Annotated in this window: 27 protein-coding genes; 18 read left to right on the top strand and 9 right to left on the bottom strand. The window is 66.1% G+C overall.

Translation table 11 applies throughout. The features are described from left to right. Nucleotides 1-87: 87 nt before the first annotated feature. Nucleotides 88-1,266 (bottom strand): fumarylacetoacetate hydrolase family protein, encoded by a 1,179-nt coding sequence (locus AC07NY_RS22260; protein WP_494585631.1) that lies wholly within the window; start codon nucleotides 1,264-1,266, stop codon nucleotides 88-90. A gap of 227 nt (nucleotides 1,267-1,493) precedes the next feature. On the opposite strand from AC07NY_RS22260, the gene ugpB reads away from it, so the two are divergent. The 6 genes from ugpB to AC07NY_RS22230 all read left to right on the top strand — a co-directional run bounded on the left by ugpB (nucleotide 1,494) and on the right by AC07NY_RS22230 (nucleotide 6,997). Beyond that, nucleotides 1,494-2,819, top strand: coding sequence for a sn-glycerol-3-phosphate ABC transporter substrate-binding protein UgpB (gene ugpB, locus AC07NY_RS22255; protein ID WP_492286986.1), 1,326 nt, complete (start codon nucleotides 1,494-1,496; stop codon nucleotides 2,817-2,819). Nucleotides 2,820-2,895: 76 nt separating this feature from the next. Further along, nucleotides 2,896-3,777, top strand: a complete 882-nt coding sequence (ugpA, locus tag AC07NY_RS22250; RefSeq protein ID WP_492286985.1) for a sn-glycerol-3-phosphate ABC transporter permease UgpA — start codon at nucleotides 2,896-2,898, stop codon at nucleotides 3,775-3,777. Further along, a complete protein-coding gene (locus tag AC07NY_RS22245) occupies nucleotides 3,777-4,307 on the top strand; it encodes a hypothetical protein (RefSeq protein ID WP_494585630.1) in 531 nt (176 codons plus the stop codon). The genes ugpA and AC07NY_RS22245 overlap by 1 nt, the downstream gene beginning before the upstream one ends. Continuing rightward, nucleotides 4,304-5,062 carry a creatininase family protein gene (locus AC07NY_RS22240; protein WP_494585629.1) on the top strand — a complete coding sequence of 253 codons (759 nt, stop codon included), beginning with the start codon at nucleotides 4,304-4,306 and terminating at the stop codon, nucleotides 5,060-5,062. The genes AC07NY_RS22245 and AC07NY_RS22240 overlap by 4 nt, the downstream gene beginning before the upstream one ends. Further along, nucleotides 5,062-5,910 carry a sn-glycerol-3-phosphate ABC transporter permease UgpE gene (gene ugpE, locus AC07NY_RS22235; RefSeq protein ID WP_494585628.1) on the top strand — a complete coding sequence of 283 codons (849 nt, stop codon included), beginning with the start codon at nucleotides 5,062-5,064 and terminating at the stop codon, nucleotides 5,908-5,910. The genes AC07NY_RS22240 and ugpE overlap by 1 nt, the downstream gene beginning before the upstream one ends. Nucleotides 5,911-5,917: 7 nt before the next feature. After that, nucleotides 5,918-6,997: a sn-glycerol-3-phosphate import ATP-binding protein UgpC gene (locus AC07NY_RS22230; protein WP_494585627.1), complete on the top strand. Its 1,080-nt coding sequence runs from the start codon at nucleotides 5,918-5,920 to the stop codon at nucleotides 6,995-6,997. Nucleotides 6,998-7,122: 125 nt separating this feature from the next. On the opposite strand, the gene hemW is transcribed toward AC07NY_RS22230, so the two are convergent. The 3 genes from hemW to rph form a co-directional block, all read right to left on the bottom strand. Further along, on the bottom strand, nucleotides 7,123-8,322 hold the full coding sequence (gene hemW, locus AC07NY_RS22225) for a radical SAM family heme chaperone HemW (protein WP_494585626.1): 1,200 nt from the start codon (nucleotides 8,320-8,322) through the stop codon (nucleotides 7,123-7,125). After that, the gene (gene rdgB, locus AC07NY_RS22220) at nucleotides 8,319-8,966 is read right to left on the bottom strand and encodes an RdgB/HAM1 family non-canonical purine NTP pyrophosphatase (RefSeq protein WP_494585625.1); all 648 of its coding nucleotides are present in this window, start codon (nucleotides 8,964-8,966) and stop codon (nucleotides 8,319-8,321) included. Before rdgB ends, hemW begins: the two co-directional genes overlap by 4 nt. A 134-nt stretch (nucleotides 8,967-9,100) precedes the next feature. Beyond that, nucleotides 9,101-9,817, bottom strand: a complete 717-nt coding sequence (rph, locus tag AC07NY_RS22215; protein ID WP_494585624.1) for a ribonuclease PH — start codon at nucleotides 9,815-9,817, stop codon at nucleotides 9,101-9,103. Nucleotides 9,818-9,961: 144 nt separating this feature from the next. On the opposite strand from rph, the gene hrcA reads away from it, so the two are divergent. Both hrcA and AC07NY_RS22205 read left to right on the top strand, forming a co-directional pair. Further along, a complete protein-coding gene (gene hrcA, locus AC07NY_RS22210) occupies nucleotides 9,962-11,047 on the top strand; it encodes a heat-inducible transcriptional repressor HrcA (RefSeq protein WP_494585623.1) in 1,086 nt (361 codons plus the stop codon). 88 nt (nucleotides 11,048-11,135) lie between these two features. Then, nucleotides 11,136-11,384, top strand: a complete 249-nt coding sequence (locus AC07NY_RS22205; protein ID WP_492286976.1) for a DUF3297 family protein — start codon at nucleotides 11,136-11,138, stop codon at nucleotides 11,382-11,384. 146 nt (nucleotides 11,385-11,530) lie between these two features. Here AC07NY_RS22205 and AC07NY_RS22200 read toward each other — a convergent pair whose 3' ends face one another. After that, complete coding sequence (locus tag AC07NY_RS22200) at nucleotides 11,531-12,067, bottom strand: GNAT family N-acetyltransferase (protein ID WP_494585622.1); 537 nt, start codon at nucleotides 12,065-12,067, stop codon at nucleotides 11,531-11,533. Continuing rightward, entirely contained in the window at nucleotides 12,064-12,663 is a 600-nt protein-coding gene (locus AC07NY_RS22195) for a helix-turn-helix domain-containing protein (RefSeq protein WP_494585621.1), read from the bottom strand. The genes AC07NY_RS22200 and AC07NY_RS22195 overlap by 4 nt, the downstream gene beginning before the upstream one ends. 234 nt (nucleotides 12,664-12,897) lie before the next feature. On the opposite strand from AC07NY_RS22195, the gene AC07NY_RS22190 reads away from it, so the two are divergent. Together AC07NY_RS22190 and lepA are read left to right on the top strand one after the other, a co-directional pair. Further along, on the top strand, nucleotides 12,898-13,662 hold the full coding sequence (locus AC07NY_RS22190; RefSeq protein WP_494585620.1) for a YiiX/YebB-like N1pC/P60 family cysteine hydrolase: 765 nt from the start codon (nucleotides 12,898-12,900) through the stop codon (nucleotides 13,660-13,662). A gap of 63 nt (nucleotides 13,663-13,725) precedes the next feature. Next, nucleotides 13,726-15,531, top strand: coding sequence for a translation elongation factor 4 (gene lepA, locus AC07NY_RS22185; protein ID WP_494585619.1), 1,806 nt, complete (start codon nucleotides 13,726-13,728; stop codon nucleotides 15,529-15,531). Between the two features lie 21 nt (nucleotides 15,532-15,552). On the opposite strand, the gene AC07NY_RS22180 is transcribed toward lepA, so the two are convergent. Further along, nucleotides 15,553-15,888: a GIY-YIG nuclease family protein gene (locus tag AC07NY_RS22180; RefSeq protein WP_494585618.1), complete on the bottom strand. Its 336-nt coding sequence runs from the start codon at nucleotides 15,886-15,888 to the stop codon at nucleotides 15,553-15,555. Between the two features lie 75 nt (nucleotides 15,889-15,963). Next, a complete protein-coding gene (locus tag AC07NY_RS22175) occupies nucleotides 15,964-16,671 on the bottom strand; it encodes a TetR/AcrR family transcriptional regulator (protein WP_494585617.1) in 708 nt (235 codons plus the stop codon). A gap of 115 nt (nucleotides 16,672-16,786) precedes the next feature. Here AC07NY_RS22175 and AC07NY_RS22170 point away from each other — a divergent pair, with 115 nt between their 5' ends. From AC07NY_RS22170 to tam, 8 genes are all read left to right on the top strand, one after another. Continuing rightward, nucleotides 16,787-17,533 (top strand): SDR family NAD(P)-dependent oxidoreductase, encoded by a 747-nt coding sequence (locus tag AC07NY_RS22170; protein ID WP_494585616.1) that lies wholly within the window; start codon nucleotides 16,787-16,789, stop codon nucleotides 17,531-17,533. A gap of 8 nt (nucleotides 17,534-17,541) precedes the next feature. Beyond that, on the top strand, nucleotides 17,542-18,759 hold the full coding sequence (locus AC07NY_RS22165) for an acyl-CoA dehydrogenase family protein (protein ID WP_494585615.1): 1,218 nt from the start codon (nucleotides 17,542-17,544) through the stop codon (nucleotides 18,757-18,759). 4 nt (nucleotides 18,760-18,763) lie between these two features. Beyond that, nucleotides 18,764-19,801, top strand: a complete 1,038-nt coding sequence (locus tag AC07NY_RS22160) for a phosphotransferase family protein (protein WP_494585614.1) — start codon at nucleotides 18,764-18,766, stop codon at nucleotides 19,799-19,801. Nucleotides 19,802-19,974: 173 nt separating this feature from the next. Then, a complete protein-coding gene (locus AC07NY_RS22155; RefSeq protein WP_494585613.1) occupies nucleotides 19,975-21,111 on the top strand; it encodes an ABC transporter substrate-binding protein in 1,137 nt (378 codons plus the stop codon). A 17-nt stretch (nucleotides 21,112-21,128) separates the two neighbouring features. After that, nucleotides 21,129-22,190 (top strand): FecCD family ABC transporter permease, encoded by a 1,062-nt coding sequence (locus tag AC07NY_RS22150; protein WP_494585612.1) that lies wholly within the window; start codon nucleotides 21,129-21,131, stop codon nucleotides 22,188-22,190. A gap of 3 nt (nucleotides 22,191-22,193) precedes the next feature. Beyond that, complete coding sequence (locus tag AC07NY_RS22145; RefSeq protein WP_494585611.1) at nucleotides 22,194-22,976, top strand: ABC transporter ATP-binding protein; 783 nt, start codon at nucleotides 22,194-22,196, stop codon at nucleotides 22,974-22,976. Between the two features lie 3 nt (nucleotides 22,977-22,979). Further along, nucleotides 22,980-23,759 carry a class I SAM-dependent methyltransferase gene (locus AC07NY_RS22140; RefSeq protein ID WP_494585610.1) on the top strand — a complete coding sequence of 260 codons (780 nt, stop codon included), beginning with the start codon at nucleotides 22,980-22,982 and terminating at the stop codon, nucleotides 23,757-23,759. Continuing rightward, nucleotides 23,756-24,541, top strand: a complete 786-nt coding sequence (tam, locus tag AC07NY_RS22135; RefSeq protein WP_494585609.1) for a trans-aconitate 2-methyltransferase — start codon at nucleotides 23,756-23,758, stop codon at nucleotides 24,539-24,541. Before AC07NY_RS22140 ends, tam begins: the two co-directional genes overlap by 4 nt. Here the strand turns inward: tam and AC07NY_RS22130 are convergent, their stop codons facing one another. Continuing rightward, a complete protein-coding gene (locus tag AC07NY_RS22130; RefSeq protein WP_494585608.1) occupies nucleotides 24,542-25,648 on the bottom strand; it encodes a DUF2218 domain-containing protein in 1,107 nt (368 codons plus the stop codon). Between the last annotated feature and the right edge of the window lie 5 nt (nucleotides 25,649-25,653).

The raw sequence follows: 25,653 nt of genomic DNA, 5'->3' as shown, positions 1-25,653 counted from the left end.
CATCCGCCTGACAAAACCGCTGCTTCTTGCGGTTTTCGGTCAAGAAAGCCGGCAGGAACCGCGCGGCGTTCAGCGTTGGCTATCGCCTCACAGCAGCCCGTGCCTGGCGAGATGGCGCATCAGATGCGAGGCGCCATAGGTCCAGGGCGCGCAGGCGTCGGTGCGCTTCATCCGGTTGACGAGGCTGCCGAGCTCGGGCGCGGCGATGGTGACGATGTCCCCGTATTTATGGGTGAAGCCGCCGCCCGGTGCGTCGCGATCCTTAATCGGCGCGAACATGGTGCCGAGATAGAGCGCGGCCCCGTCCGGATACTGGTGATGCGGGCCGATCATCTGCGCGGCGAGATCGGCCGGGTCGCGGCTGATCTTCGCGATCGAGGACGAGCCTTCCAGCCGGAAGCCATCCTCCCCCTCGACAGTCAGCGTCACCGTGGTCCGGCGGACATGGTCGAGCGTGAAGCCGGCATCGAACAGGCGGATGAAGGGGCCGACGGCCGCGGAGGCATTGTTGTCCTTGGCCTTGCCGAGCAGCAGGGCCGAGCGGCCCTCGACATCGCGCAGATTGACGTCGTTGCCGAGCGTGGCGCCGACGATGCGTCCGTCGGAGGCGACGATCAGCACGATCTCGGGCTCGGGATTGTTCCAGCTCGAGGCCGGATGCAGCCCGGCATCCGCCCCGGTACCGACCGTCGACATCGGCGGGGCCTTGGTGAAGATTTCGGCGTCCGGCCCGATCCCGACCTCCAGATACTGGCTCCAGGCGCCCTGTTTGATTAGCACGTCCTTGAGATGCATCGCCTCGGGTGAGCCGGGCTTCAGCTTGGAGAGGTCGTCGCCGATGAGCTTGCCGATTTCCTCGCGGATCGTCGCGGCGGCGGCCGGGTTGCCCCGCGCCTTCTCCTCGATCACGCGCTCCAGCATCGAGACCGCGAAGGTGACGCCGGCCGCCTTCACCGCCTGCAGGTCGAGCGGCGAGAGCAGCCAGGGCCGCTTCGGATCGCGGCCATCCACAGGCGTGTTGGCGAGGACCTCCGCGAGTGAGCCGATCGCCTCGCCCTGAGCTGCGCCTAGCGCGGCGGCCGGGTCGGCGCTTTCGCAGAGGTCGCGGCTGGTCGGGAAGCTCCGGGTCACGTCGATGACCTGCCCGTCGCGCAGCGTCACCACGGCCGGCCCGCCGAGATCGGGCCGCCAGACGCGGCCGGCCAGTGCTGCGGCATCGGCATCCCCCGGCAAGGTCGCGGTCACGGCAAGATCGAGGCTGGGCATGGCGGCATCCACGGACGGATTCGGATCGGGAGCCCAGATCAGCCGGTTATGCACAATTGCGCAAGCGAGGAGCCGTCATGCGCCAGCGTAGCCGCTTGACCGCGACGATAGGCGGATTGCACTGACCGTCATCGATTTGTCATTGAAATGTCGCCTGCGCTTCATGCTAGCTTGCGCACCAACGACAAGAACCGCGGCGGCGCTCGCCCGCGGAAGGGAGATATTCCATGAGCATCAAATCGCGCATCCTGATGTCGGTCGCCGCCTTTGCACTCGTCGGCGCCTCGCCGGCCCTGGCGCAGACCGAGATCCAGTGGTGGCACGCGCTGACCGGCGCCAACAACGACGTCGTCGTCAAGCTGTCCGAGGACTTCAACGCCTCGCAGAAGGACTACAAGGTCGTACCCGTCTACAAGGGCTCCTATCCCGACACGCTGAACGCCGGCATCGCCGCTTTCCGCGCTGGCCAGGCGCCGCATATTCTGCAGGTCTTCGAGGTTGGCACCGGCACGATGATGTCGGCCAAGGGCGCGATCAAGCCGGTCCACGAGGTCATGAAGGAAGCCGGCGAGAAGTTCGACCCGACCGCCTATCTGCCCGCGATCACCGGCTACTATTCGACGGCCAAGGGCGACATGCTCTCGATGCCGTTCAACTCCTCGTCGATGGTGATGTGGTACAACAAGGACGCCTTCAAGAAGGCGGGCCTCGACCCCGAGAAGCCGCCGAAGACCTGGCCCGAGACCTTTGCCGCGGCCAAGAAGCTGAAGGCTGCCGGCTACGACAAGTGCGGCGTCTCGAACGCCTGGGCGACCTGGGCCAATATCGAGCAGTTCGGCGCCTGGCATAACGTGCCGCTCTCGACCAAGGTCAACGGCATGGCCGGTTTCGACGCCGTGCTGAACTTCAACAAGAGCCCGGCCTTCCTGAAACACTGGACCAATCTGGTCGAGCTGCAGAAGGACAAGACCTATGATTACTCGGGCCGCACCAACAATGGCGAAGGCCGCTTCACCTCGGGTGAATGCCCGATCTTCCTGACCTCGTCGGGCTTCTTCGGCAACGTCAAGGCGAACGCCAAGTTCGACTGGGGCAATGCCGCGATGCCGTATTATCCCGACGTGCAGGGCGCCCCGCAGAACTCGATCATCGGCGGCGCTTCGCTCTGGGTCATGGGCGGCAAGAAGGCCGACGAGTACAAGGGCGTCGCCAAGTTCTTCACCTTCCTCTCGAATGTCGATCGTCAGGTGAAGCTGCACACCGAGTCGGGCTACCTGCCGATCACCAAGGCGGCCTATGAGAAGGTCAAGGCGTCCGGCTTCTACAAGGACAAGCCCTATCTCGAGACCCCGATCCTGGAGCTGACCAACAAGGCTCCGACCGACAACTCGAAGGGCCTGCGTTACGGCAGCCTCGTCCAGATCCGCGACATCTGGTCGGAGGAGCTGGAAGCGGCGCTGAACGGCCAGAAGTCGCCGCAGGCGGCGCTGGACGCGGCGGCCGATCGCGGCAACCAGATGCTGCGCCAGTTCGAGCGCACCGCGGCCCGCTAAGCGCTTAGCTCTTGCAAACCTAAGGCCATCCCGGACACTCTCCGTCCGGGATGGCCGTCTCGTTCCAGGGAAGCCGATGCAGAAGAACGCATACTTCAAGGGGCTCACGATCCCCTTCCTGCTGCTTCTGCCGCAGCTCGCCATCACCGTCGTGTTCTTCTACTGGCCGGCGACCCAGGCGGTCTGGCAGAGCTTCCTGCTGGAGGATGCCTTCGGCACCTCGACGGAATTCGTCTGGTTCGAGAACTACCAGATGCTCTTCGCCGACCCCGGCTATCTCAAGGCCTTCATCAACACGATCATCTTCTCGACCTTCGTCTGCGTGTTCTCGCTCTCGATCGCGCTGCTCTTCGCGGTGATGGCGGACCGGCAGCTTCGCGGCGGCGAAATCTACAAGACCCTGCTGATCTGGCCTTATGCGGTGGCCCCCGCCATCGCCGGCGTGCTCTGGATCTTCATGTTCGATCCCTCGCTCGGCATGCTCGCGCGCGGCCTCCAGTCGCTGGGCATCCCGTGGAACCCGCGCCTCAACGGCAACCACGCCATGCTGCTGGTCATCCTGGCTGCGACCTGGAAGCAGATCAGCTACAACTTCCTGTTCTTCCTCGCCGGCCTGCAATCGATCCCCAAGAGCGTGATCGAGGCGGCGGTGATCGACGGCGCCCGGCCGATGCGCCGCTTCTGGACCATCGTCTTCCCGCTGCTCTCGCCGACGACCTTCTTCCTGCTCGTCGTCAACATCGTCTATGTCTTCTTCGACACCTTCGGCATCATCGACACCGTCACCGGCGGCGGCCCCTCGGGCGCGACCGAGACGCTGGTCTACAAGGTCTTCTCCGACGGCAAGGGCGGCTCCAATCTCGGCGGTTCGGCGGCGCAGTCGGTGCTGCTGCTGATCATGGTGATCGGGCTCACCGCGGTGCAGTTCCGCTTCATCGAGCGCAAGGTCAGCTACTGATGGCGTGGCCGGCCGGTGCCATCGTCGTTGCGCTTCTCGGCCTCCTGCTGCTGCCGACGACGGCTGCCGCGCAGGGGCGCCGGATCGACGCCTGGTCCGGCATCGTGCTGAATTGCGGGCCGGCCACGACGCTGGCTTGGGCCGAGCGCATCTGCAGCCAGCTGATCGGTGAAATGCGCAGGCAGGCCGAGCAGGCCAAGGTCCCCTTCGTCGCCGTCCCCGTCTTCGCCGACGACGCGGCGCTGGATCGGCGGGCCTCGGACGAGGGGCTGGACATGTTCCGGCTCCTGCATGTCCGCTTCGACATCTCGCCGCCGACCGGCAGCCTGAAGAGCCGTGATCTCACGCTCGTGCTGCGCTCGTTGACCGAGGGTTCGCTCGCCGAGCGCCGCAAGGACGGTCTCTACAAGGTGCTCAACCACACGCCGATGATCATCGTCAACGAGGGCGAGGCGGCGAGGCGTGCGCCCTTCCTGGCGAAGACGCTGACCGAAGCCTTCTTCTTTCCGCTGCTGAGGCCCGCGCCGTGACCCGATCCCCCTCCGTGCTCTGGATGGACCTCACCGCCGAGGAATTGCGCGCCAAGGCGGCGGCGGACGCGATCGTCGTCCTGCCGGTGGCCTCGATCGAGCAGCACGGCCCGCATCTGCCCGTTGGCGTCGATACCATCCTGTGCAGCGGCGTCTGCAAGGCGGCGGCCGAGCGTGCAGCTGATATCGACGTCGTCGTGGCGCCGACGCTCTGGTGCGGCATGGCCGAGCATCACATGGCCTTCGGCGGCACCTTCACCTTCGACATCCCGACCTATCGCGCCGTGCTGCTCTCCTTCCTGAAGAGCATCGAGCGCCACGGCTTCCACCGCGTGCTGATCGTCAACGGCCACGGCGGCAACATCGCCGCGCTCACCGCCTTCCTGCCCGATTTCGCTCGCGAGACCCGGCTGCATGTCGAGGCGACCACCTATTTCATGCTGGCGCAGGACGCCTTCCCGCCGCTGCTCCAGGACCAGAAGGGCGTCCAGCATGCCTGCGAGGTCGAGACCTCGATGATGATGGTGCTGGCGCCGGGTTCGGTCCGCGAGCCGCGCCTCTCGGAAGCCTTCGGCGCCCGCGACGGCCTGCCGGGGCGGCCGACCGTCTCGCGCCATCGCTCCTTCCGGGAGATGACCGAGACCGGCGTGGTCGGCGATGCGCGCCGTGCCACGCCTGAGAAGGGGCAGGCCTGCCTCGATGCCTGCGCGGATGCGCTGGCCGGATTGCTGCGCGAGATGGGAAGGGCCGCCTGATGGTCGAGGACCGCCGCCTGGGCGACGCGATCGCCTATGTCATCCTGACGATCGGCGTGCTGATCGTCGCCTTCCCGGTCTGGCTGACCTTCGTCGCCTCGACCTGGGACGCCGCGACCGTGATCAACGGCCAGATGCCGCTCTATCCCGGCCCGTATTTCCTGGAGAACTACAACCGCATCCTCTTCGTTGGCACGTCGAGCACGACGCGCGAGCCGGTGATCGGGATGATGGTGAACTCCTTCATCATGGCGATCACGATCGCGCTCGGAAAGATCTTCATCTCCGTGCTCTCGGCCTATGCGGTGGTCTATTACCGCTTCCCGTTCCGCATGGCGGCGTTCTGGATCATCTTCATCACGCTGATGCTCCCGGTCGAGGTCCGCATCTTCCCGACCTTTAAGATCGTCTCCGATCTCAACATGCTCGACACCTATCAGGGCCTCGCCGTGCCGCTGATCGCCTCGGCGACGGGCACGTTGCTCTTCCGGCAGTTCTTCATGACGATCCCGGACGAGCTGCTCGAAGCCTCGAAGATCGACGGCGCCGGCCCGTTCAAGTTCTTCAAGGACACGCTGATCCCGCTCTCGATGACGACGATCGCCGCGCTCTTCGTCATCCAGTTCATCTATGGCTGGAACCAGTATCTCTGGCCGCTTCTGGTGACGACGAAGGACTCGATGCAGACCATCGTCATCGCCATCAAGAAGATGATCGTCACCGCCGACGCCCTGACGGAATGGCAGCTCGCCATGGCCACCGCCATGCTGGCGATGCTGCCGCCCGTCTTCGTCGTCATTGCCATGCAGAGGCTCTTCGTGAAGGGCCTGGTCGAAACCGAGAAGTAATCCGCGAATGGCCCAGGTCACTCTCAGCAACGTCAAGAAGGTCTATGCCGGCGGCGTCGAGGCCGTCAAAGGCGTCTCCTTCGACATCCCCGATGGCGGCTTCTGCGTCCTCGTCGGCCCCTCCGGCTGCGGCAAGTCCACGCTCCTGCGCATGGTCGCCGGGCTGGAGACGATCTCGTCCGGCGAGGTCGCGATCGGCGACCGTGTCGTCAACCAGATCGAGCCGGCCGACCGCGACATCGCCATGGTGTTCCAGAACTATGCGCTCTACCCGCATATGAACATCTACGACAACATGGCCTATGGCCTGCGCAACCGCGGCACGCCGAAGGACGAGATCGACAAGCGCGTGAAGGAAGCCGCGCGCATCCTCGCGATCGAGCCCTTCCTGGAACGCCGGCCGCGCCAGCTCTCCGGCGGCCAGCGCCAGCGCGTCGCCATGGGCCGCGCCATCGTGCGCAAGCCGCAGGTCTTCCTCTTCGACGAGCCGCTCTCGAACCTCGACGCCAAGCTGCGCGTCCAGATGCGCGTCGAGATCAAGAAGCTGCAGCGCGCGCTCGGCGTCACCGCGATCTACGTCACCCACGATCAAGTCGAGGCGATGACGCTCTCCGACAAGCTCGTGGTGATGAATGCCGGCCAGGTCGAGCAGATCGGCCTGCCCGCAGAGGTCTACCGCAAGCCGGCGAGCAAGTTCGTCGCGACCTTCATCGGCTCGCCGCCGATGAACATCCTGCCCGGCGCGGTCGATGGCCCCGGCATCGTCGCGCTGGGCGACGCCATCATCGAGGTCCGCGACCTGCGCGAGGATCTGGCTGTGCAGGCACCGGTCGAGGTCGGCCTGCGGCCCGAGGATGTCGAGATCGCCTCGGAAGGGCAGGCGGGTTCGCTGCCCTTCGACGTCGAGTTCATCGAGGAACTGGGCGCGACCCAGCTCTTCCACGGCAAGCTCGCCGGCCAGCCCTTCGTGATGCAGGCGGCGACCGGCGAGATTGCGGCGCAGGAAGGCCGGCTCTGGATCACCGTCGATCCCGACAAGGTCCATGTCTTCGACCCGAAGACCGGCGTGCGGCTGGGGAAGGGCTGACGCCCGAGAATTGCCGTCATGCTCGGGCTTGACCCGAGCATCTCGTGACGCGGAGGCTCCAGCGCCTCTTCCTGAAGGAGATTCTCGGGTCTGCGCTTCGCTCCGCCCGAGAATGACGGCAGGCTTCAAGCCGCCAGATCGGCCACCAGCGCGTCGAGCAACAAGGCGCCGTCCGGCGTCGCCGCGAGCCGGCCGCCCGCGCGTTCCATCAGCAGCTTCTCGTCGATCAGGCTGGTCACGCGCTGGGCATTGAGCGCGCGTCCCGCCAGCGCCTTGAACACCTGGGGATCGATGCCCTCGACGAGGCGAAGCCCCATCAGCAGATACTCATCGCCTTGCGCTTCTTCGCTGAGACGCTCGTCCTCGACCAGAGCATGACCCTCGGCCTCGACGCGTTCCAGCCAGACCTCCGGCCGCTTCTCGGTCGAATGCGCCATACGGCCCTGCGTTGTTACGAGCCGTCCATGGGCGCCGGGGCCGATTCCAGCATATTCGCCATAGTGCCAGTAGACGAGGTTGTGCCGGCACTCGGCGCCGGGCCGGGCATGGTTCGAAATCTCGTAGACCGGCAGGCCGTGCTTCGCCGTGATCTCCTGCGTCGTCTCGTAGAGCGCGGCGCCGGCATCGTGATCGGGAATGGCGAGCTTGCCGGCGCGGAACAGTCGCTCGAAGGCGGTGCCCGGCTCGATCGTCAGCTGGTAGAGCGAGAGATGCTCGGCTGCGTGGCTGATCGCCAGCTCCAGCTCGGCGCGCCACAAGGCCGGCGTCTGCAAGGGCGAGCGGGCATAGATCAGGTCGAAGGAATAGCGCTCGAAATACTGGCGCGCGATCGCGACGGCGGCGAGCGCCTCCTCGGCCGAATGCATCCGTCCGAGCGCCTTGAGATCGGCGTCGTTCAGCGCCTGCACACCGAGCGAGACGCGGTTGACGCCGGCAGCCCGGAAATCGCGGAAGCGCCCGGCCTCGACGCTGGTCGGGTTGGCCTCCAGCGAGACCTCGCAATTGGGATCGACCGCCCAGTATTCACCGATCGCATCGAGGATCGCGCCGACCGTGCGGCCCTCCATCAGCGAGGGCGTGCCGCCGCCGAAGAAGATCGAGGAGACCGTGCGGCCCGGCACCAGCGCCGCCCGATGCGCGATCTCGCGGCGGAAGGCAGCGATATAGCGCTGCTGGTCGGGCGGCTGCAGCCGCACGTGGCTGTTGAAGTCGCAATAGGGGCATTTGGCCAGGCAGAACGGCCAATGCACATAGACGGCGAAGCCCGCATCCGCGGTCGGATGCAGGAGCGATGGCCGCTCGGACAAGGCGGCCGGGTCGCTCACGCGGACTTCCTCAGGCAGGCGGCGGCCAGCACATGGAAGGCGCGCGCGCGATGCGACAGGCCGGGCGAGCCGTCGGCCGGAATGCCGTGCTTCTCTTCGGCCGTCATCTCGCCGAAGGTCTTGTCATGGCCCTCGGGCAGGAAGATTGGATCGTAGCCGAAACCGCCCAGGCCACGGGCCTGCTCGGTCACCGTGCCGAAGACGCGGCCTTCGAACAGCTCTTGGTGTCCGTCCGGCCAGGCGATCACCAGTGCCGAGACGAAATGCGCCTTGCGCGTCTCGGGCGTGATGGCGCCGCGCTTGGCGAGTTCCATCTGCACGCGTCCGATCGCGAAGGCGAAATCCTTAGCCTGTCCGGCCCAGTTGGCCGAGAACAGGCCCGGCGCGCCGTCGAGCGCATCGATGCAGATGCCGGAATCGTCGGAAAGCGCCGGCAAACCGCTGGCCGAGGCCGCGGCGACCGCCTTGATCGCCGCGTTCTCCGAGAACATGTAGCCATCCTCGACCGGCTCTGGCAGCCCGAGTTCCCCGGCCGAGACGAGCTCGATGCCATAGGGCGCCAGCAAGTCACGCATCTCGCGCAACTTGCCCTGGTTATGGGTCGCGATCACGACCTTGCCGGTGAGGAGGCGATGCTCCGACATCTCTTCTTATCCTCTGGAACCACGCCGTCATCCCGGGCTTGACCCGGGATCCATCGAAGGGCGTCGCACTCTACGATGGATCCCGGATCTCCGCTTCGCTGCGTCCGGGATGACGCCGTGTTCTATGACGATGACTACGCCACCGCCGCCTTCTGCAGCGTGACGAGCTTGGAAACGCCGCCCTTGGCGAGCTTCAGCAGCGACAGGAGCTCCTCCTCGGAGAAGGGCGCCCCCTCGGCCGTGCCCTGCACCTCGACGATGCCGCCCGAGCCGGTGATGACGAAATTCGCGTCGGTCTGCGCGCCGGAATCCTCGACATAGTCGAGATCGATCACCGGGTTGCCGGCGACGATGCCGCAGGAGATCGCGGCGACATGGTCCTTCAGCGGGCTCGTGCCCTTGAGCAGGCCGCGCCCTTCCATCCATTTCAGCGCGTCGTGCAGCGCGACCCAGGCGCCGGTGATCGAGGCCGTGCGGGTGCCGCCATCGGCCTGGAGCACGTCGCAATCGACGACGATCTGGCGCTCGCCGATCGCGGTGAGATCGACGACGGCGCGCAAGCTGCGCCCGATCAGGCGCTGGATTTCCTGCGTGCGGCCGGAGGGCTTGCCGGAGGTGACCTCGCGGCGCGTGCGCTCATGCGTGGCGCGCGGCAGCATCGAATATTCGGCGGTGACCCAGCCCTTGCCGGTGCCGCGCAGCCACGGCGGCCCCTTTTCCTCGACGGTCGCGGCGCAAAGCACCTTCGTCTCGCCGAACGTCACCATGCAGGAACCCTCGGCATAGCGCACCACGCCGCGTTCGAGCGTGACCTTGCGCATCTCGTCGGCGGCGCGTTTGGAGGGTCGCATGAAATATTCCTGTCTTGCGGGGAAGTGGCGGCTTGTAGGCGTTTGCGCCGCGCGCGGCAAGGCGCGGGGCAGTTCTGCCCCTTGATCCCTGCGCTTTGCATGACGACAATAGGACGAGACCGACGGTTCGCCTGAAAAAGGTTCATGAGCGCCCATACGCCCCGCCCCGAGACGATGAGCGGCCTGGTCGAGACCGACCAGCGCTCGCGCGAGATTTTTCGCCAGATCGTCGACGGCTACCTGACGACGGGGGAGCCCGTCGGCTCGCGCAACATCGCCCGCCTGCTGCCGATGGCGCTGTCGCCGGCGACGGTGCGCAATGTCATGACCGATCTCGAAATGGCCGGGCTGATCTATGCGCCGCATACCTCCGCGGGGCGCCTTCCGACCGAGCGGGGCCTGCGCTTCTTCGTCGATGCGATGATGGAGGTCGGCAATCTCACGGCCGACGAACGCGCCCGAATCGAGGCGCAGATCAGGGTCGCCGCCAGCAACCGCAATCTCGACCAGACCTTGACCGAAGCCTCGGCCCTGCTTTCCGGCCTGTCGCGCGGCGCCGGCGTCGTCGTCACCACCAAGGCCGATGTCCGGCTGAAGCATATCGAGTTCGTCCGGCTTGATCCGCTGCGCGCGCTGGTCGTGCTGGTCTCGGAGGACGGCGCGGTGGAGAACCGTCTGCTGGCTTTGCCGGCCGGCCTGCCGGCCTCGGCGCTGAGCGAGGCCGCGAATTTCCTGAACGCCCGCATCCTCGGCAAGACGCTGGCCGAACTGCGCGGCGAGATCGGCGGGCAGCGCGCCCTGATGGAGCGCGAGCTCGACGTGCTGACGGCCCGCCTCGTCGAAAGCGGCATCGCGACCCAGGCCGGCCCGGGCAGCGACCGCCATCTCATCGTGCGCGGCCAGGCCAATCTGCTCGACGATCTCCGGGCACAGGAGGATCTCGAGCGCATCCGCATGCTGTTCGGCGATCTGGAGACACAGACCGACGTCATCGACCTGCTGACGCGCGCCGAGGATGGCGACGGCGTGCGCATCTTCATCGGCTCGGAGAACAAGCTGTTCTCGATGTCCGGCTCCTCGATGGTGGCCGCGCCCTTCCGCGACGCCGAGCAGCGCATCGTCGGCGTCGTCGGCATCATCGGCCCAACGCGCCTGAACTATGCTCGTATCGTCCCGATGGTCGACTACACCGCCAAGGTCGTCGGCCGCCTGCTGGACGGCAGCCGCTAGGCGTTGGCCAAGGCCCTGAGTTGGCTTTGCCGGCGGAAGCGGTTATCGAGCGGGCAAAGCAACCGTTTCCGCAATTCAGGTGCGAGCCATGTCCGAGCAGCTTCCCGACCGTCTGTCCGTCAATCCGGAGAGCCCCTTCTACAATGAAGAGGTGCTGGCGCGCGATATCGGCATCCGCTTCAAGGGCGTCGAGAAGACCAATGTCGAAGAATATTGCGTCTCCGAAGGCTGGGTGAAGGTCGCCGCCGGCACCGCCAAGGACCGCTTCGGCCGCCCGATGACGATCACGCTCAAGGGCCCGGTCGAGCCCTATATCCGCGGCAACGTCGAGGGCTGAGCCCCCTTGTCATTCCGGGGCTTCGCGCAGCGAAGAACCCGGAACCCACGACCGGGCGAGTGACCAGTCGGTGGATATCAAATGCCCCACCCAGTCGTGGTTTCCGGGTTCACGCCTGCGGCGTGCCCCGGAATGACAGCGGTGGCTCAGGCCAGGCTCTTGTAGAAAAATGTCGAGCCGCAATCGGCGCCATCCGGCATCAGTGCATAGCGCGGGATGGTACCGGCTTCGGTCCAGCCGAGCCGGTTATAGAGCCGCCGCGCCGCGCCGTGCTCGTCCGTGTCGAGCACCAGCAGGTCGCGGCCCTTCTCCCGCGCGATCGCCTCGGCCCGCTGCATCAACGCTTCGCCGATGCCCTGCCGACGCGCGCGCGAATGCACCAGTACCTTGGCGATTTCGGCCCGGTGCGGCTGGTTCGGTTTGCCGATCAGGTGAAGCTGGGCCGTGCCGACGATGCCGTTCTCGTTCCGTGCGGCCAACAGGATGGCCTGCCCGCTCGCGACACCCGCCACGACATCGCGCCAGAAGCGCTCGTAATCGGCGGCCGTGTTCCAGTTCATGAAGCCGACCGAGGCGCCGTTGGCGACGCTGTCACGCAGGATCTCCGCCAGCGCCGGAACGGCTGTCTCGGCAGCGCTGGCGTCGAGCGTTTCGATGGCGACGGCGAGGCTGGTCGCATTCATGCGATATGTCCCGGAAAGGCCCCGCTCCTGGCGGCGAGGATGACGGAGTAGCGGACGGGCGCATCGCCCGGATTGCGGTAGATGATCGGGCCGCGCAGGTGCATTTGCAGGCAGTCGCCCTCGGCCAATTCATGGCGAACGCCTTCGACGGTCAGGTCGAGCCGGCCGCGCAGCACCCAGATCTGCTGATCGAGCGCCGCGGCGCCGGTCGCATTGTCCAGCCTCACTTCGGCGCCGGCCGGAAGCTCGACCTCGACGATCTCGAAGCCCGAGCCCGTCCCGCGCGGCGAGACGTTGCGGCGCAGATAGCCGCTCGCCGGATCGCGCCAGAGCGGCTGGGCGTCGCGGCGCGCCAGCGGCCCGCTGCCTGCATCCTCTTCCAGCAAGGCCGAAAGCGACAGGCCGAGCCCGGACCCGAGCCGGACCAGCAGGGCGGCAGTCGGGCTCGATTCGCCGCGCTCGATTCGCGAGATCATGGCGCGGCTGACCCCGGAACGCCCTGAGAGATCGTCGAGCGTCCAGCCGTGATGCACTCTCGCGGCCTTGAGCTTGAGCCCAAGTTTGCGGTCGAGATCGGTGTCGTCCAAGTGGTCCATGAAATAGGATTATTTCTACTAAAATAGAAAAGCAATACAGCAAGACCGAACTGCCGCGCTTGCGGCTGCGATCGCCCATCAACCTCGCTTTCATCACATTTCGAATTATCGCGAGGGCAGCTCTGCCGTTGCGCCCCGCATTTCAGGAAAAATCAGGCTTTCATGCTCTGATCTCGGTCAAACGACGCCAGTTCGATGGCGCATCGCAGGGGAAGCGACAAGGAAGCAGCGGTCATGAATCGCGGTCTCGAATGGTTGGGACGCTCGGTCGTCCGATTCATCACCCGCAACAAGCAGGTTGCGGCGTCGGCGGACTCGAAGGCCCTGCACCGGCTGAAGGCGGCGCTTCAGCCCGGCGATGTGCTGCTGGTCGAGGGCGGCATGAAGGTCTCGACCGCGATCAAATACCTCACCCAGTCGACCTGGTCGCACGCAGCGTTGTATGTCGGCGAGACCGGGCAGTTCGACGAGCATGGCGAACCGCTGGTGCTGGCCGAGGTCGAGATGGATGTCGGCTGCGTACTCTCGCCGCTCTCGAAATACGGCGCTTTCGGCACGCGCATCTGCCGGCCGCAGGGGCTGGACGCGCAGGGCCGCGGCACTGTCATAGCCTTCGCTCTCTCCCGTCTCGGCACGCAATACGACCTCAAGAACATCATCGACCTGTTGCGCTGGCTCGTGCCGCTGCCCTGGGTGCCGCAGCGCTGGCGGCGGCGCATGATCGCGATCGGTTCCGGCGATCCGACACGGGCGATCTGCTCGACGCTGATCGCCCAGGCTTTCGAGGCAGCGCGCTACCCGGTCTTGCCGACGGTGGAATACGCGCGGGCGATGAGCGATGAGGATTTCGAGGAAATTCTGCACATCCGGCATCACTCGCTTTACATGCCGCGCGATTTCGACATCTCGCCGTATTTTTCGGTGGTCAAGCCAACGCTGGAGGCCGGCTTCGACTATCGCGCCCTGAACTGGGCGCAGGATCGCCTGGTCGCGGCGTAGCGCGGCGGCGATATCCCACTGCAAAGCCTTGGCGCAATGAGGCAACGCTGCTATCTGCGCCCGATGAGCACCCGCACCATCGACAATATCCGCAACTTCTCGATCGTTGCCCATATCGACCACGGCAAGTCGACGCTGGCCGACCGTCTGATCCAGCAGACCGGCACCGTCGCTGCCCGCGACATGAGCGACCAGATCCTCGACTCGATGGATATCGAGAAGGAGCGCGGCATCACCATCAAGGCGCAGACGGTGCGGCTCGACTACCGGGCCAAGGACGGCAAGGACTATGTCCTGAACCTGATGGACACCCCCGGCCATGTCGACTTCGCCTATGAGGTCTCGCGCTCGCTCGCGGCCTGCGAAGGTTCGCTGCTGGTGGTCGATGCCTCGCAGGGCGTCGAGGCGCAGACGCTCGCCAACGTCTATCAGGCGCTCGACGCCAACCACGAGATCGTCACCGTCCTCAACAAGATCGATCTGCCCGCCGCGGAGCCGGAGCGCATCAAGCAGCAGATCGAGGACGTGATCGGGCTCGATGCCTCCGAGGCCGTGCCGATCTCGGCCAAGACCGGCCTCAATATCGAGGGCGTGCTGGAGGCCATCGTCGAGAAGCTTCCGGCGCCGAAGGGCGATCCCGATGCGTCGCTCAAGTGCCTGCTGGTCGACTCATGGTATGACGCCTATCTCGGCGTCGTCGTGCTCGTGCGCGTCATCGACGGCGTGCTGAAGAAGGGCATGACCATCCGGATGATGCGGGCCAACGCCTCCTATGGCGTCGATCGCGTCGGCGTGTTCAAGCCCAAGATGACCGAGGTCAAGCAGCTCGGGCCCGGCGAGGTCGGCTTTTTCACCGCCTCGATCAAGGAAGTCGCGGATACCGCCGTCGGCGACACCATCACCGATGAGAAGAAGCCGATCGCGGAACCGCTGCCGGGCTTCAAACCGGTGCAGCCGGTGGTGTTCTGCGGCATCTTCCCGGTCGATGCCGCCGATTTCGAGGTGCTGCGCGCCGCGATGAGCCGGCTGCGGCTGAACGACGCCTCGTTCTCCTATGAAATGGAGACCTCGGCTGCGCTCGGCTTCGGCTTCCGCTGCGGCTTCCTCGGCCTGCTGCATTTGGAGATCATCCAGGAGCGGCTGGAGCGCGAGTTCAACCTCAACCTGATCTCGACCGCGCCGTCGGTGGTCTACCACCTCAAGCTGCGCGACGGCACGACGCTGGAACTGCATAACCCGGCCGACATGCCGGACGTGATGAAGATCGAATTCATCGAGGAGCCCTGGATCAAGGCGACGATCTTCACGCCGGACGAATATCTCGGTTCCGTCCTGAAGCTCTGCCAGGACCGGCGCGGCATCCAGACCGACCTGTCCTATGTCGGCTCGCGCGCCAAGGTCGTCTACGATCTGCCGCTGAACGAGGTCGTCTTCGACTTCTACGATCGGCTGAAGTCGATCTCGAAGGGCTATGCCTCCTTCGACTACGCGATCACCGACTATCGCGAGGGCGACCTCGTGCGCATGTCGATCCTGGTCAATGCCGAGCCGGTCGATGCGCTCTCGATGCTGGTCCACCGCTCGCGCGCCGATGCCCGCGGCCGCGCCATGTGCGAGAAGCTCAAGGAATTGATCCCGCCGCACATGTTCCAGATCCCGGTCCAGGCGGCGATCGGCGGCAAGATCATCGCCCGCGAGACCATCCGCGCCCTGCGCAAGGACGTCACCGCCAAGTGCTACGGTGGCGACGCCACCCGCAAGCGCAAGCTTCTGGAGAAGCAGAAGGAAGGCAAGAAGAAGATGCGGCAGTTCGGCAAGGTCGAAATCCCGCAGGAAGCCTTCATCGCCGCCCTCAAGATGGACGATTGAGCGGCGCGCCAGCGCTGCTGCCTAAAGCGCCTCGGCGCCGAGCCTCGCCTGCCAATGGGCGAGGCGTTCTTTCAGCACGCGATCCAGCACATAGGCGATATCCTCGTCCTCCAGCCGTTCCAGCGCCTCGAAGCGGAAGGCCTCGGGGCCATGCGCGTTCCACGCCGCCTGCAGGGAGCGCTGGCGGTGGCTGCCATGGCGCAGCGTGAAGCGCAGGCGGTTCTCGATCGTTGAAAGATCGGGCGCGCGGCCGGCCCATGTCAGCCCGGCCGCCTCGCAATGGAAGGCGAAGATGCCCGCGACCGTCTTCCGTTCCTTGTAGGCGGCCGTTGCCGCCTTCCTGTCCGCGCTCTGCATCGGTGCGATCCATCCTGTTCGATGGACGCTCAGTAATACCCGGATTTTAATAAGGCAAGTTTTTATCCGGGTAATTTAACTTGGACGGCTCTGAGCCTGCGCCCGCACCGCTGCCATGATGAAATCGGTCGAGGCTGCGATATAGGCCTCGATTGAGGTGCCGCGCTTCCGGTACTTGGCCCGTTTCACATACCATTCCTGCAGCAGCGGCTTGATCAGCGCGGCGGCGAGGTCGATATCGGCAATGGCGAAGGTGCCTTCCGCCACGCCGCGCCGTAGCACATCGGCGATGATCGCCTCGGTCGCAGCCTCGCTGTCGACGGCCTGCTTTCGCTCGGCCGCGGGAAACGACTTCGCTTCCATGAAGGCGAAGACGAACCAGGGCTGCATCGCCTCGGTCAGGCGGATATGGCGCTCAATCAGCCAGGCGAGATGGCGCTGCGGATCGCCGGCGATGGCGGCAGGGGCCGCGCTGAGCGCCTCCTGCGCCGCGCGCGCGACCTCGCCGAGGATCATCGCCAGCAGCGTCGCCTTGTTGGGGAAATAGGCATAGAGCCCGCCCATGCTGAGGCCGGAGGCCTCGGCAAGGTCACGCAGGCTGGTGGCGTGAAAGCCCTGCCGGTTCGAGAGCTTGAGCGTGGCCTCGACGATGCGCGCGAGATTGGCGACGGCGACATGCGGCTTGCGCACGCGGATGGCGTCGTGATGGCGCTCGAAGATGCGCTGGCACAGCGCCTCCATCGAGACAGTGCTGGCGTCGTCCTTGTGATTCGCCGGCTGCACCCTGTCCCCGCCTCGCCCGAATATCCCACTGTCTAAACAAGCCTATTGCAAGAGCAGGCGCATCGCCATAAAAATAGCGAGCGCTCGCTCGATTTTTGGTGGAGGAAGTGCCGCGATGTTCGAGGACCTTTCAGGCCGGACGGCTTTGGTGACGGGTGCGTCCGGCGGGCTGGGGCTGCATTTCGCCAAGCTGCTCGCGCGCCATGGCGTCGAGGTCACGCTCGCAGCGCGCCGGCAATCCGCGCTGGATCAGGCGCGTGCGGAGATCGCTGAAACGGGCGGCACCTCGAAAAGCATTCTGCTGGATGTCGGCGATGCCACCTCGATCACCGATGCGCTCGCCGGCAGGCATTTCGACATCCTGGTCAATAACGCCGGCGTCAGCGGCGCGAGTCCTGCAGCCGAACTCTCCGAGGCTGTGTGGGATGCGGTTCTCGATACCAACCTGAAGGGGGTCTTCCTCGTTGCCCAGGCCGTGGCGCGCGGCATGCGCGAGGCCGGCAAGGGCGGCGCCATCGTCAATATCGCCTCGATCCTCGGCCATCGTGTTGCTGGCGGCGTCAGCGCCTATGCCGCTTCGAAGGCGGGCGTGATCCAGCTCACCAAGGCACTGGCGCTCGAATGGGCCCGTGACGGCATCCGCGTCAACGCGCTTTGCCCCGGCTATATCGAGACCGACATCAACCGCGATTTCTTCGTGACTGAAGCCGGCTTGAACCTGATCAAGCGCATCCCGCAGCGAAGGCTGGGCCAGCCGGAGGAGCTCGACGGCGCCTTGCTGCTGCTTGCTTCCGCTGCCGGCAGCTACATCACCGGCTCAACCATCGAGGTCGATGGCGGCCATCTCGTTTCGTCCCTGTGAGCATGGCCATGGATTTCGAGATTTCTCCCCGGATCGAAGACTACCGCACGCGGATCGCCGCCTTCGTCGAGCGCGAGATCCTGCCGCTCGAAGCCGACCGGGCGTCCTATGACGCGCATGGCAACATCGCCTTGCCCTTGCTCGACACGATGCGGACCAAGGCGCGCGCCGAGGGGCTCTGGTGCCTGCAGCTCAAGCCCGAGACCGGCGGGGTAGGCCTGGGCAAGATGGGTATGGCGGTTTGCTACGAGGAGATGAATCGCTCGATCTTCGGCCCGGTCATCTTCAACTCGGCTGCGCCCGACGACGGCAACATGATGGTGCTGGAGGCGCTCGGCACGCCCGAGCAGAAAGAGCGCTGGCTGAAGCCGATCGTCGCGGGCAAGCTCCGCTCCGCCTTCGCCATGACCGAGCCGCATCCGGGTGGCGGTTCCGATCCCTCGATGATCCAGACCAGGGCTGAGCGGCGTGGCGACAAGTATGTCGTCAGCGGTCGCAAATGGTTCATCACGGGCGCGGAGGAGGCGAAACACTTCATCCTCGTCGCCCGCACCTCGGACGATCCGCGCAACGGCCTCACCGCCTTCCTCTTCCATGCCGACCAGCCGGGCTGGCGCATCCTGCGCCGCATCGAGATCATGGGGCCGGAGGAGCATGGCGGCCATTGCGAGCTGGAGTTCGACGGCCTCGAAATCCCCATCGAGAACGTGCTGGCCGGCGAAGGCCAGGGCATGAAGGTGACGCAGGTTCGCCTCGGCCCGGCCCGCCTGACCCATTGCATGCGCTGGCTCGGCCTCTCCAAGCGCTGCATCGAGATCGCGCAGGCCTATGCCGCCGAGCGCCATGGCTTCGGCCAGCGCCTCGCTGATCGCGAGAGCATCCAGCTCAAGCTCGGTGATCTCGCCATGCGCATCGAGATCGGCCGCCTGCTGGTTATGAAGGCGGCCTGGGAGCTCGACCGCGGCGGCTTCGCCCGCAAGGAGGTCTCAATGGCCAAGGTCCAGGTCGCCAACGTCCTGCACGATGCCGCCGATGTCGCGATCCAGGTCAATGGCGCGCGCGGCTACTCCAAGGATACCGTGCTGGAGTGGATCTACCGCTATGCCCGTCAGGCGCGATTGGTGGATGGCGCCGATGAGGTCCACAAGATGGTGCTGAACCGCTTCCTCACGCAGGAAGGCCGGGATTTCTGGCGCTGGCCCGTGGCCGGCGAGGCGCAGGGCTGAGGCGATGGCAGCCCCAGTGCCGTCCAGCATCGATTTCGATCCGGCCGCCTTGGCTGACATCCTGCAGGCACGCTTCGGCGCCGGCGATCTCAAGCTCGAACGCATCGGCGGCGGCCAGTCCAACCCGACCTATTTCGTCGATTGGGGCACGCGCCGCCTCGTGCTGCGCAAGCAGCCGTCAGGCCCGATCCTGCGCGGCGCCCACGCGATCGACCGCGAGTTCTGCGTGCTCGAAGCGTTGTCGCGGACAAACGTGCCGGTCCCGCGCGCACTGCTGTTCCACGCCGATTCCAATCCGCTCGGCACGCCCTTCTACCTGATGGAGCGGCTGGAAGGCCGGGTCTTTCATGACGCTGCCTTGCCCGGTCTCGCGCCAGAAGAGCGACACGGCCTCTATCTCGGCATGGCGGAGGCTCTGGCAAAGCTGCATGCGGTGAAGCCCGACGAGGTCGGTCTCGGTGATTTCGGCCGGCCGGGCAATTATTTCGAGCGCCAGATCGCGCGCTGGACCAAGCAATTGCGTGAATCGCCCGGCGAGCCGATCCCCGAACTGGAGGCCGTCGCCGATTGGCTGCCGGCGCATCTGCCTGATGATGACGGCCAGATCTCGATCGCTCATGGCGATTTCCGGCTCGGCAATCTGCTCTTCCACCCCGAGAAGCCCGAGGTGATCGGCATCCTCGACTGGGAGTTGTCGACGCTCGGTCATCCCTTGGCCGATCTAGGCTATTGCGCCATGCCCTGGCATACGGCGCCCGACGAATATGGCGGTATTCTCGGGCTCGACCGGGCCGCGCTCGGCATTCCCACCGAGGCCGCGTTCCTCGCGCATTATTATGCCCATGCCGTGCCAACGGCGCCGCTCCTGCGCTTCCATCTCGTCTTCGCGCTGTTCCGCTTCGCCGTGATCTTCGTCGGCATCGCCGACCGGGTCCGCGCCGGCACGGCTGCGGCCGCCAACGCGGCCGAGGTCGCGCCGCTCGCCCGGCGCTTCGCCATACGGGCGCGGGAGGCGATGCAGGGGCCCGAGAGGCTGGGCTGATCGCAAGACGACGATAGGATTCGATTGCCGGTTGTTTTCGAAGACTGACGTAGTCTGGCAAGATTCCAGAATAGATCTAATTTAGATCAATTCAAAACAGATAGAATTGCTTTGCCGACCTGAGACGGGCTGTGTTAGCGCGAGGGCATCTTTCCCCGGCAGGATGTTGTCCGATGCCCGCTCCCCGTTGGCTTTCCCGTCTGTCTTCCGCCGTTCTGTTCGGCGCTTCCGTGTTGATGGCGGGAGCCGCCAGCGCCGAGACGATCGAGGTCACCGACCTCGCCGGCCGCGTCGTCAACGTCACGCGCGACCCCCAGAAGATCGTGCTCAGCGAAGGCCGCCAGCTCTATACGCTGGCGATGCTCGACCGCGATGACCCGTTCAAGCGCGTCGTCGGCTGGGGCAACGACCTGATCGAGAACGATCCGGGCGCCTGGCAGAAATACCTGGCCAAGTTCCCGAAGGCCAAGGACGTCGCGAACATGGGCAACCCCTATGCCGCCGATGTCAGCATGGAGAAGATCGCCTCGCTCGGCACCGAGGTCTACATCCTCGACCTCTCCAACTATTTCAAGGCGCAGGAGACGGGCCTGCTCGCCAAGCTCGAGAAGGCCGGCATCACCACCGTCTTCGTCGATTTCCGCCAGGACCCGACCCAGAACGTGCTGCCGAGCGTGCAGCTTCTCGGCCGCATCCTCGGTCGCGAGAAGGAGGCGAACGCCTTCTCCGACTATTACATGCGCCAGACCCGCAGCATCTATGCCCGCGTCGGCGCGATCCCCGACAAGCAGAAGCCGCTGGTCTTCGTCGAGCGCGCCGCGGGTCTCCTGCCTTGCTGCGCCACCTTCGGTCCGTTCAATTTCGGCCGCTTCATCGAGGAGTCGGGTGGGCGCAACTGGGGCAGCCAGTTCTTCTCCGCCTTCCAGGCGCAGGCCGCGCAGGAGAAGGTGCTCGCCGACAACCCGGACGTTTATTTCCTCACCGGCGCCAACTGGTACGGCAGCAATCCCGGCAGCAGCGCGGTCAGCCTCGGCTATGACGCGACGCCCGAGAAGGTGCAGAAGGAAATGGCGGCGCTGATGCAGCGCCCGGGCTTCCAGCAGCTCAAGGCGGTGCAGGCCAAGAAGGTCATGGCCTTCTACCACCAGTTCTACGACGCGCCCTATTACTTCATCGCCGAGCTCGCCATGGCGAAGGAGTTCTATCCGGACCGCTTCAAGGACATCGACCCGGAGGCGGTCTTCAAGGAATTCCACGAGAAGTTCCTGCCGATCCCCTATTCCGGCGTGTTCTGGGCCAAGCTCCAGTAAGAATGGCCCGAGCGACCATGGCCGCGACCCTGCCCATGACGGCAAATGCCACCGGGGACTATCGCCGGCGCAATGCGCGCCGGCTGAAGCTCGTCCTGCTCGGCCTCGTCGCGCTTGCCGTCGCGCTGGCGCTCGATGTCTCGATCGGTCCCGGCAACCTGCCGCTCGCCGACGTCCTGCGCACGCTGGTCGATCCGCAATCGGCGACGCCGCGGCTCTCCGTCATCGTCTGGGACCTGCGCCTGCCGATCGCGCTGATGGCGATGGCCGTCGGCGCCATGCTGGGCCTGAGTGGGGCGGGCATGCAGACCATCCTCGCCAACCCGCTGGCCGACCCCTTCACGCTCGGCGTCTCGGCCGCGGCGACGGTCGGCGCCTCCGTCGCGATCGTCTTCGGCTGGAGCGTCATTCCCGGCGCCGGCCCCTATATCGTCACGGCCAATGCCTTCGTCTTCGCGCTGTCGGCCTCGCTCGTCCTGTTCTTCATGACCAAGCTGCGCGGCGTCAGCCCCGAGACGATGATCCTCGTCGGCATCGCCCTGCTCTTCACCTGCAACGCCATCACCGCGCTGCTGCAATACCGTTCGAACGAGGTGCAGCTCACCCAGATCGTGTTCTGGACGCTTGGCAGCCTCGCCCGCGCCAGCTGGGAGAAAGTAGGCGTCGCCGCGCTGCTGATCGCGCTCGCCCTGCCGTTCTTCCTGATGCGGGGCTGGGCGCTGACGGCGCTACGCCTCGGCGACGAGCGGGCCGAGAGCCTCGGCGTCCGCGTCGATCGCCTGCGCCTGGAAATCCTCGTCGCGACCTCGCTGCTTGCCGCGGTCTCAGTCTCCTTCGTCGGCGGCATCGGCTTCATCGGCCTCGTCGGTCCGCATATCGCGCGGCTTCTGGTCGGCGAGGACCAGCGCTTCTTCCTGCCGACCGCGACGATCGCCAGCGCGGTGCTGCTCTCGCTCGCTTCCACCGTCTCGAAGGTCATCACGCCCGGCGTGATCTATCCGATCGGCATCATCACGGCGCTGATCGGCGTGCCCTTCTTCATCAGCCTGGTCATGTCGATCCGTGGGCGGGGAGTCTGAGCGATGGCGCTGCTGATCCGCGATCTCGACTTCCGCTATGGCACGACGCCGGTCCTGCAGGGGCTCGGCACCGAGGCCTTGCCGCGCGGCGAGCTCGCCGCTCTGGTCGGCCCCAACGGCTCCGGCAAGTCGACCCTGTTCCGCTGCGCCGCCGGCCTGCTGCGCCCCGAGCGCGGCACGGTCGCGCTCGACGGCCACGACCTCTCGGCGCTCTCGCAGCGCGAACGGGCGCGCAAGGTGTTCTATCTCGCGCAGGATACCGGCGCGCGCGTCGCACTCTCGGTCTTCGACATCATCCTGCTCGCCCGCAAGAGCCTGCATCGCGGCTATGCGCTCGCGGCCTCGCCCGAGGATACCCGCGCCGTCGAGGCGGTGATCGAGGAACTCGGCCTCGCACCCTTCGCCTCGCGCGATATCGCGACGCTCTCCGGCGGCCAGCGCCAGCTTGCCGCGATCGGCCAGGCGCTGGTGCGCGAGCCCGACGTCCTCCTGCTCGACGAGCCGACCAGTGCGCTCGACGTGCGCCGCCAGCTCGACGTCATGGCGACGATCCGCGAGGCGACGCGTCGGCGCGACATCGTCACCGTGGTGGCGATCCATGATCTCTCGCTCGCGGCCCGCTTCGCCGACCGGGTGCTGGTGATGAATTCGGGGCGCATCGCGCAGGCGGGCCCCCCTGCGGATGTGCTTGCACATCAGGCGGTATCGGAGACATATGCGGTCGGCGTGCATCTGGAGCGTTCGGCCCGGGGCACGCTTCTGGTCGAGCCTTACATTCAGGTCTGAGCGATGTCCGCGCCCGCCTCGCATGACAATTTCACCTTGAAAGAAGAGATCCGCGCCTATTGGTCGGCGCGGGCCGAGAGCTTCGATCTCTCCTTCGGCCACGCGATCAAGTCCGATCGCGAATTGAAGGCCTTCCAGCGCCTGATCGGCGATTCCTTCGGCTCGCAGCCGCTCGACGTGCTCGACCTCGCTTGCGGCACCGGCGAGATCACCCGCGCCCTGCTGTCGCTAAACCACCGCGTCACCGCGCTCGACTTCTCCGAGGCGATGCTGGAGCGCGCCCGTGCCAAGCATGGCAAGGCTGCCCGCTTTCGGCTTGGCGATGCCGAGCATCTGCTCGACGAGGACGCGAGCTATGATGCGGCGATCACTCGCCATCTCGTCTGGACCCTGACCGATCCGGAAGCGGCTCTGAGCGAGTGGTTCCGCGTCCTGCGTCCCGGCGGGCGCATGCTGATCATCGACGGCGACTGGATCAACCGCACGCGCTGGCAGGCGCTGGTCAATCGCTTCGGCAACTGGCTGCGCGAGAAGCGCGGCGCGGCTGTCCACCAGATCGATGCCGACACCCATGCCTCGATCACCAGCCGCTTCTATTTCAAGGACGGGCTCAGCCGGCAGCGTCTTGAAGGCATGCTGACCGCCGCCGGCTTCGTCGACATCGTCCCGGCCGATTACATTCAGGTGGTGCGCGAGCAGCAGCGCGCCGCGCCCCTGCATGACGCGATCCGGCTGGGGGCCTCGACCCGCTTCGCCCTTCTGGCGCGGAAGCCCGCGGCATGATCGCCAAGCCGGACTGGGACGCCGCGCAATATCTGCGCTTCGAAGATGAGCGCACGCGCCCGCCTGCCGATCTCCTCGCCCGCGTGCCGCTGAGCGACCCGAAGCGCTGCATCGACCTCGGCTGCGGCCCCGGCAACAGCACGGAACTGGTCGCGGCCCGTTTCCCCGACGCCGTGAACGAGGGCCTCGATTCCTCGCCGGACATGCTGGAGAAGGCCAGGAAGCGCCTGCCGAACCTCTCCTTCGTCCTCGGCGACGTGAACAGCTGGTCGGATGCGGCCGGTTACGACCTGATCTTCGCCAATGCCGTGCTGCAATGGCTGCCGGATCACGAGGGCCTGTTTCCGCGTCTGGCGCGTTCGTTGACGCCAGGCGGCTGCCTTGCCGTGCAGATGCCGAACAATCTCAACGAGCCTTCGCATGTCGCGATGCGTGAGGTTGCGGCGGAAGGCCCCTGGGCTGAAAAGCTTGCCACCGCGAAGGCGGAGCGCTCGGCGATCGGTTCCTTCGGCGATTACCGCCGCTGGCTGATCGAGGCCGGCTGCCGCGTCGATCTCTGGCAGACCACCTACGTTCACGCGCTGGCCAATCTCGAAGCCATCGCCGAATGGTTCAAGAGCACCGGTCTGAAGCCTTATCTCGACCGTTTGACGGCCGAGGAACAGAAGGACTTCCTCGCCCGCTATCTCGAGCGCATCGCGCCGCATTACCCGGTCGAGAGCGACGGCAAGGTGCTGCTGCGCTTCCCGCGTCTGTTCATCGTCGCGGTGCGCGAGGGCTGATCAAGCCTTCGCGGCTTCCGCCTTCTTGGCGGCGACATGCTCCTCGTCGGAGGCACCGGCGCGCCAGTAGCTGACGACGAGGTTCTGGTCGCGCTCCGGCCTGAGCTTGCCGCGCGAAGCCGCCCGGATCGCCTTGAACGCGGCATGCTCCGACGCCGACCAGAGATAGGTTGAAGGTCCGTCCTCCGGCCAGTCGACCGTCGCGAAGGCCTCCTGCAGCAGAGGCAGGCTGCCCGGTGCCGCGTCCCCGCGATGCAGCCAGGTCAGCGCCATGCCGGCCGGGTGGCGCAGGGGCTGTTCCTCGCCGGCGTCGGCGACCTCGATGAAGATTTGGCCCACGGCTTCGGCCGGCAGGTTCTCCAGCATCCGCGCCACGGCCGGCAACCCGGTCTCGTCGGCGAGGAAGACATAGCGCTCGGCCGGCTTGAGTCCGCGCCCGCCGGGGCCTGCCATGCCGATCCTGTCGCCGGCCTTGGCCCGGAAGGCGAAGGCCGAGCCCGGCCCGGCATCCTCGTGCAGCACGAAATCGAGCGCGAGCGTGCCGGCTGCAACGTCGATCTCGCGGATCGTGTATTTGCGCACCAGCGGCCTGGTTTCCGCCGGCGAGGGCAGCAGGAGCCCGTCATCGCCGACCATCGGCCAGCTCGGCTCGCTCACACCCTCGGGCGGGATGAACAGGCGCACATGCAGCGCGTCGATATGGTCGTAGCGCGCGAGATCGTCGCCCTCGAAGCGGATGCGGGCCATATGCGGCGTGATCCGCTCGACGCCAGTCACGGTCAGGATGCGGAATTCCGCGGGCAGGGCGGGGCCGGTGCCGTCGCCGGTCCAGCGCATCTCGGGCGCTGCGTCCTTCGGGGCGAACTCGATGACATGGCTGGCGATGGCGCGTTTCATGCCGAGCAGCGCGGCCACATCCGGCGCCTCGACGGTAACGTCGAGGGCGCTGGCCGAAAGGTCGATGCGCGCCAGGCTGCCGTCGAGCGCGATGAGCGTCGTGCCGCCCTGCTCGGTGACGACGGCCTCGTGCTCGACGAGATGCTCGCAGAGCGGCTTCAGGACATCAGCCGGGTTGGCGAGTGCGATCCGGGTCGAGGTGGCCAGCATGAGGG

The sequence above is a fragment of the Allobosea sp. GW821-FHT09G06 genome (assembly GCF_059416005.1).
This window is presented reverse-complemented; position numbering and strand designations above follow the sequence as displayed.

Bases quoted from the DNA above. Each gene is read 5' to 3' on its own strand.
- AC07NY_RS22260 (WP_494585631.1), bottom strand. From the start codon at position 1,266: ATGCCCAGCCTCGATCTTGCCGTGACCGCGACCTTGCCGGGGGATGCC.
- ugpB (WP_492286986.1), top strand. From the start codon at position 1,494: ATGAGCATCAAATCGCGCATCCTGATGTCGGTCGCCGCCTTTGCACTC.
- ugpA (WP_492286985.1), top strand. From the start codon at position 2,896: ATGCAGAAGAACGCATACTTCAAGGGGCTCACGATCCCCTTCCTGCTG.
- AC07NY_RS22245 (WP_494585630.1), top strand. From the start codon at position 3,777: ATGGCGTGGCCGGCCGGTGCCATCGTCGTTGCGCTTCTCGGCCTCCTG.
- ugpE (WP_494585628.1), top strand. From the start codon at position 5,062: ATGGTCGAGGACCGCCGCCTGGGCGACGCGATCGCCTATGTCATCCTG.
- AC07NY_RS22230 (WP_494585627.1), top strand. From the start codon at position 5,918: ATGGCCCAGGTCACTCTCAGCAACGTCAAGAAGGTCTATGCCGGCGGC.
- rdgB (WP_494585625.1), bottom strand. From the start codon at position 8,966: ATGTCGGAGCATCGCCTCCTCACCGGCAAGGTCGTGATCGCGACCCAT.
- rph (WP_494585624.1), bottom strand. From the start codon at position 9,817: ATGCGACCCTCCAAACGCGCCGCCGACGAGATGCGCAAGGTCACGCTC.
- hrcA (WP_494585623.1), top strand. From the start codon at position 9,962: ATGAGCGCCCATACGCCCCGCCCCGAGACGATGAGCGGCCTGGTCGAG.
- AC07NY_RS22205 (WP_492286976.1), top strand. From the start codon at position 11,136: ATGTCCGAGCAGCTTCCCGACCGTCTGTCCGTCAATCCGGAGAGCCCC.
- AC07NY_RS22200 (WP_494585622.1), bottom strand. From the start codon at position 12,067: ATGAATGCGACCAGCCTCGCCGTCGCCATCGAAACGCTCGACGCCAGC.
- AC07NY_RS22195 (WP_494585621.1), bottom strand. From the start codon at position 12,663: ATGGACCACTTGGACGACACCGATCTCGACCGCAAACTTGGGCTCAAG.
- AC07NY_RS22190 (WP_494585620.1), top strand. From the start codon at position 12,898: ATGAATCGCGGTCTCGAATGGTTGGGACGCTCGGTCGTCCGATTCATC.
- lepA (WP_494585619.1), top strand. From the start codon at position 13,726: ATGAGCACCCGCACCATCGACAATATCCGCAACTTCTCGATCGTTGCC.
- AC07NY_RS22180 (WP_494585618.1), bottom strand. From the start codon at position 15,888: ATGCAGAGCGCGGACAGGAAGGCGGCAACGGCCGCCTACAAGGAACGG.
- AC07NY_RS22170 (WP_494585616.1), top strand. From the start codon at position 16,787: ATGTTCGAGGACCTTTCAGGCCGGACGGCTTTGGTGACGGGTGCGTCC.
- AC07NY_RS22165 (WP_494585615.1), top strand. From the start codon at position 17,542: ATGGATTTCGAGATTTCTCCCCGGATCGAAGACTACCGCACGCGGATC.
- AC07NY_RS22160 (WP_494585614.1), top strand. From the start codon at position 18,764: ATGGCAGCCCCAGTGCCGTCCAGCATCGATTTCGATCCGGCCGCCTTG.
- AC07NY_RS22155 (WP_494585613.1), top strand. From the start codon at position 19,975: ATGCCCGCTCCCCGTTGGCTTTCCCGTCTGTCTTCCGCCGTTCTGTTC.
- AC07NY_RS22150 (WP_494585612.1), top strand. From the start codon at position 21,129: ATGGCCGCGACCCTGCCCATGACGGCAAATGCCACCGGGGACTATCGC.
- AC07NY_RS22145 (WP_494585611.1), top strand. From the start codon at position 22,194: ATGGCGCTGCTGATCCGCGATCTCGACTTCCGCTATGGCACGACGCCG.
- AC07NY_RS22140 (WP_494585610.1), top strand. From the start codon at position 22,980: ATGTCCGCGCCCGCCTCGCATGACAATTTCACCTTGAAAGAAGAGATC.
- tam (WP_494585609.1), top strand. From the start codon at position 23,756: ATGATCGCCAAGCCGGACTGGGACGCCGCGCAATATCTGCGCTTCGAA.
- AC07NY_RS22130 (WP_494585608.1), bottom strand. From the start codon at position 25,648: ATGCTGGCCACCTCGACCCGGATCGCACTCGCCAACCCGGCTGATGTC.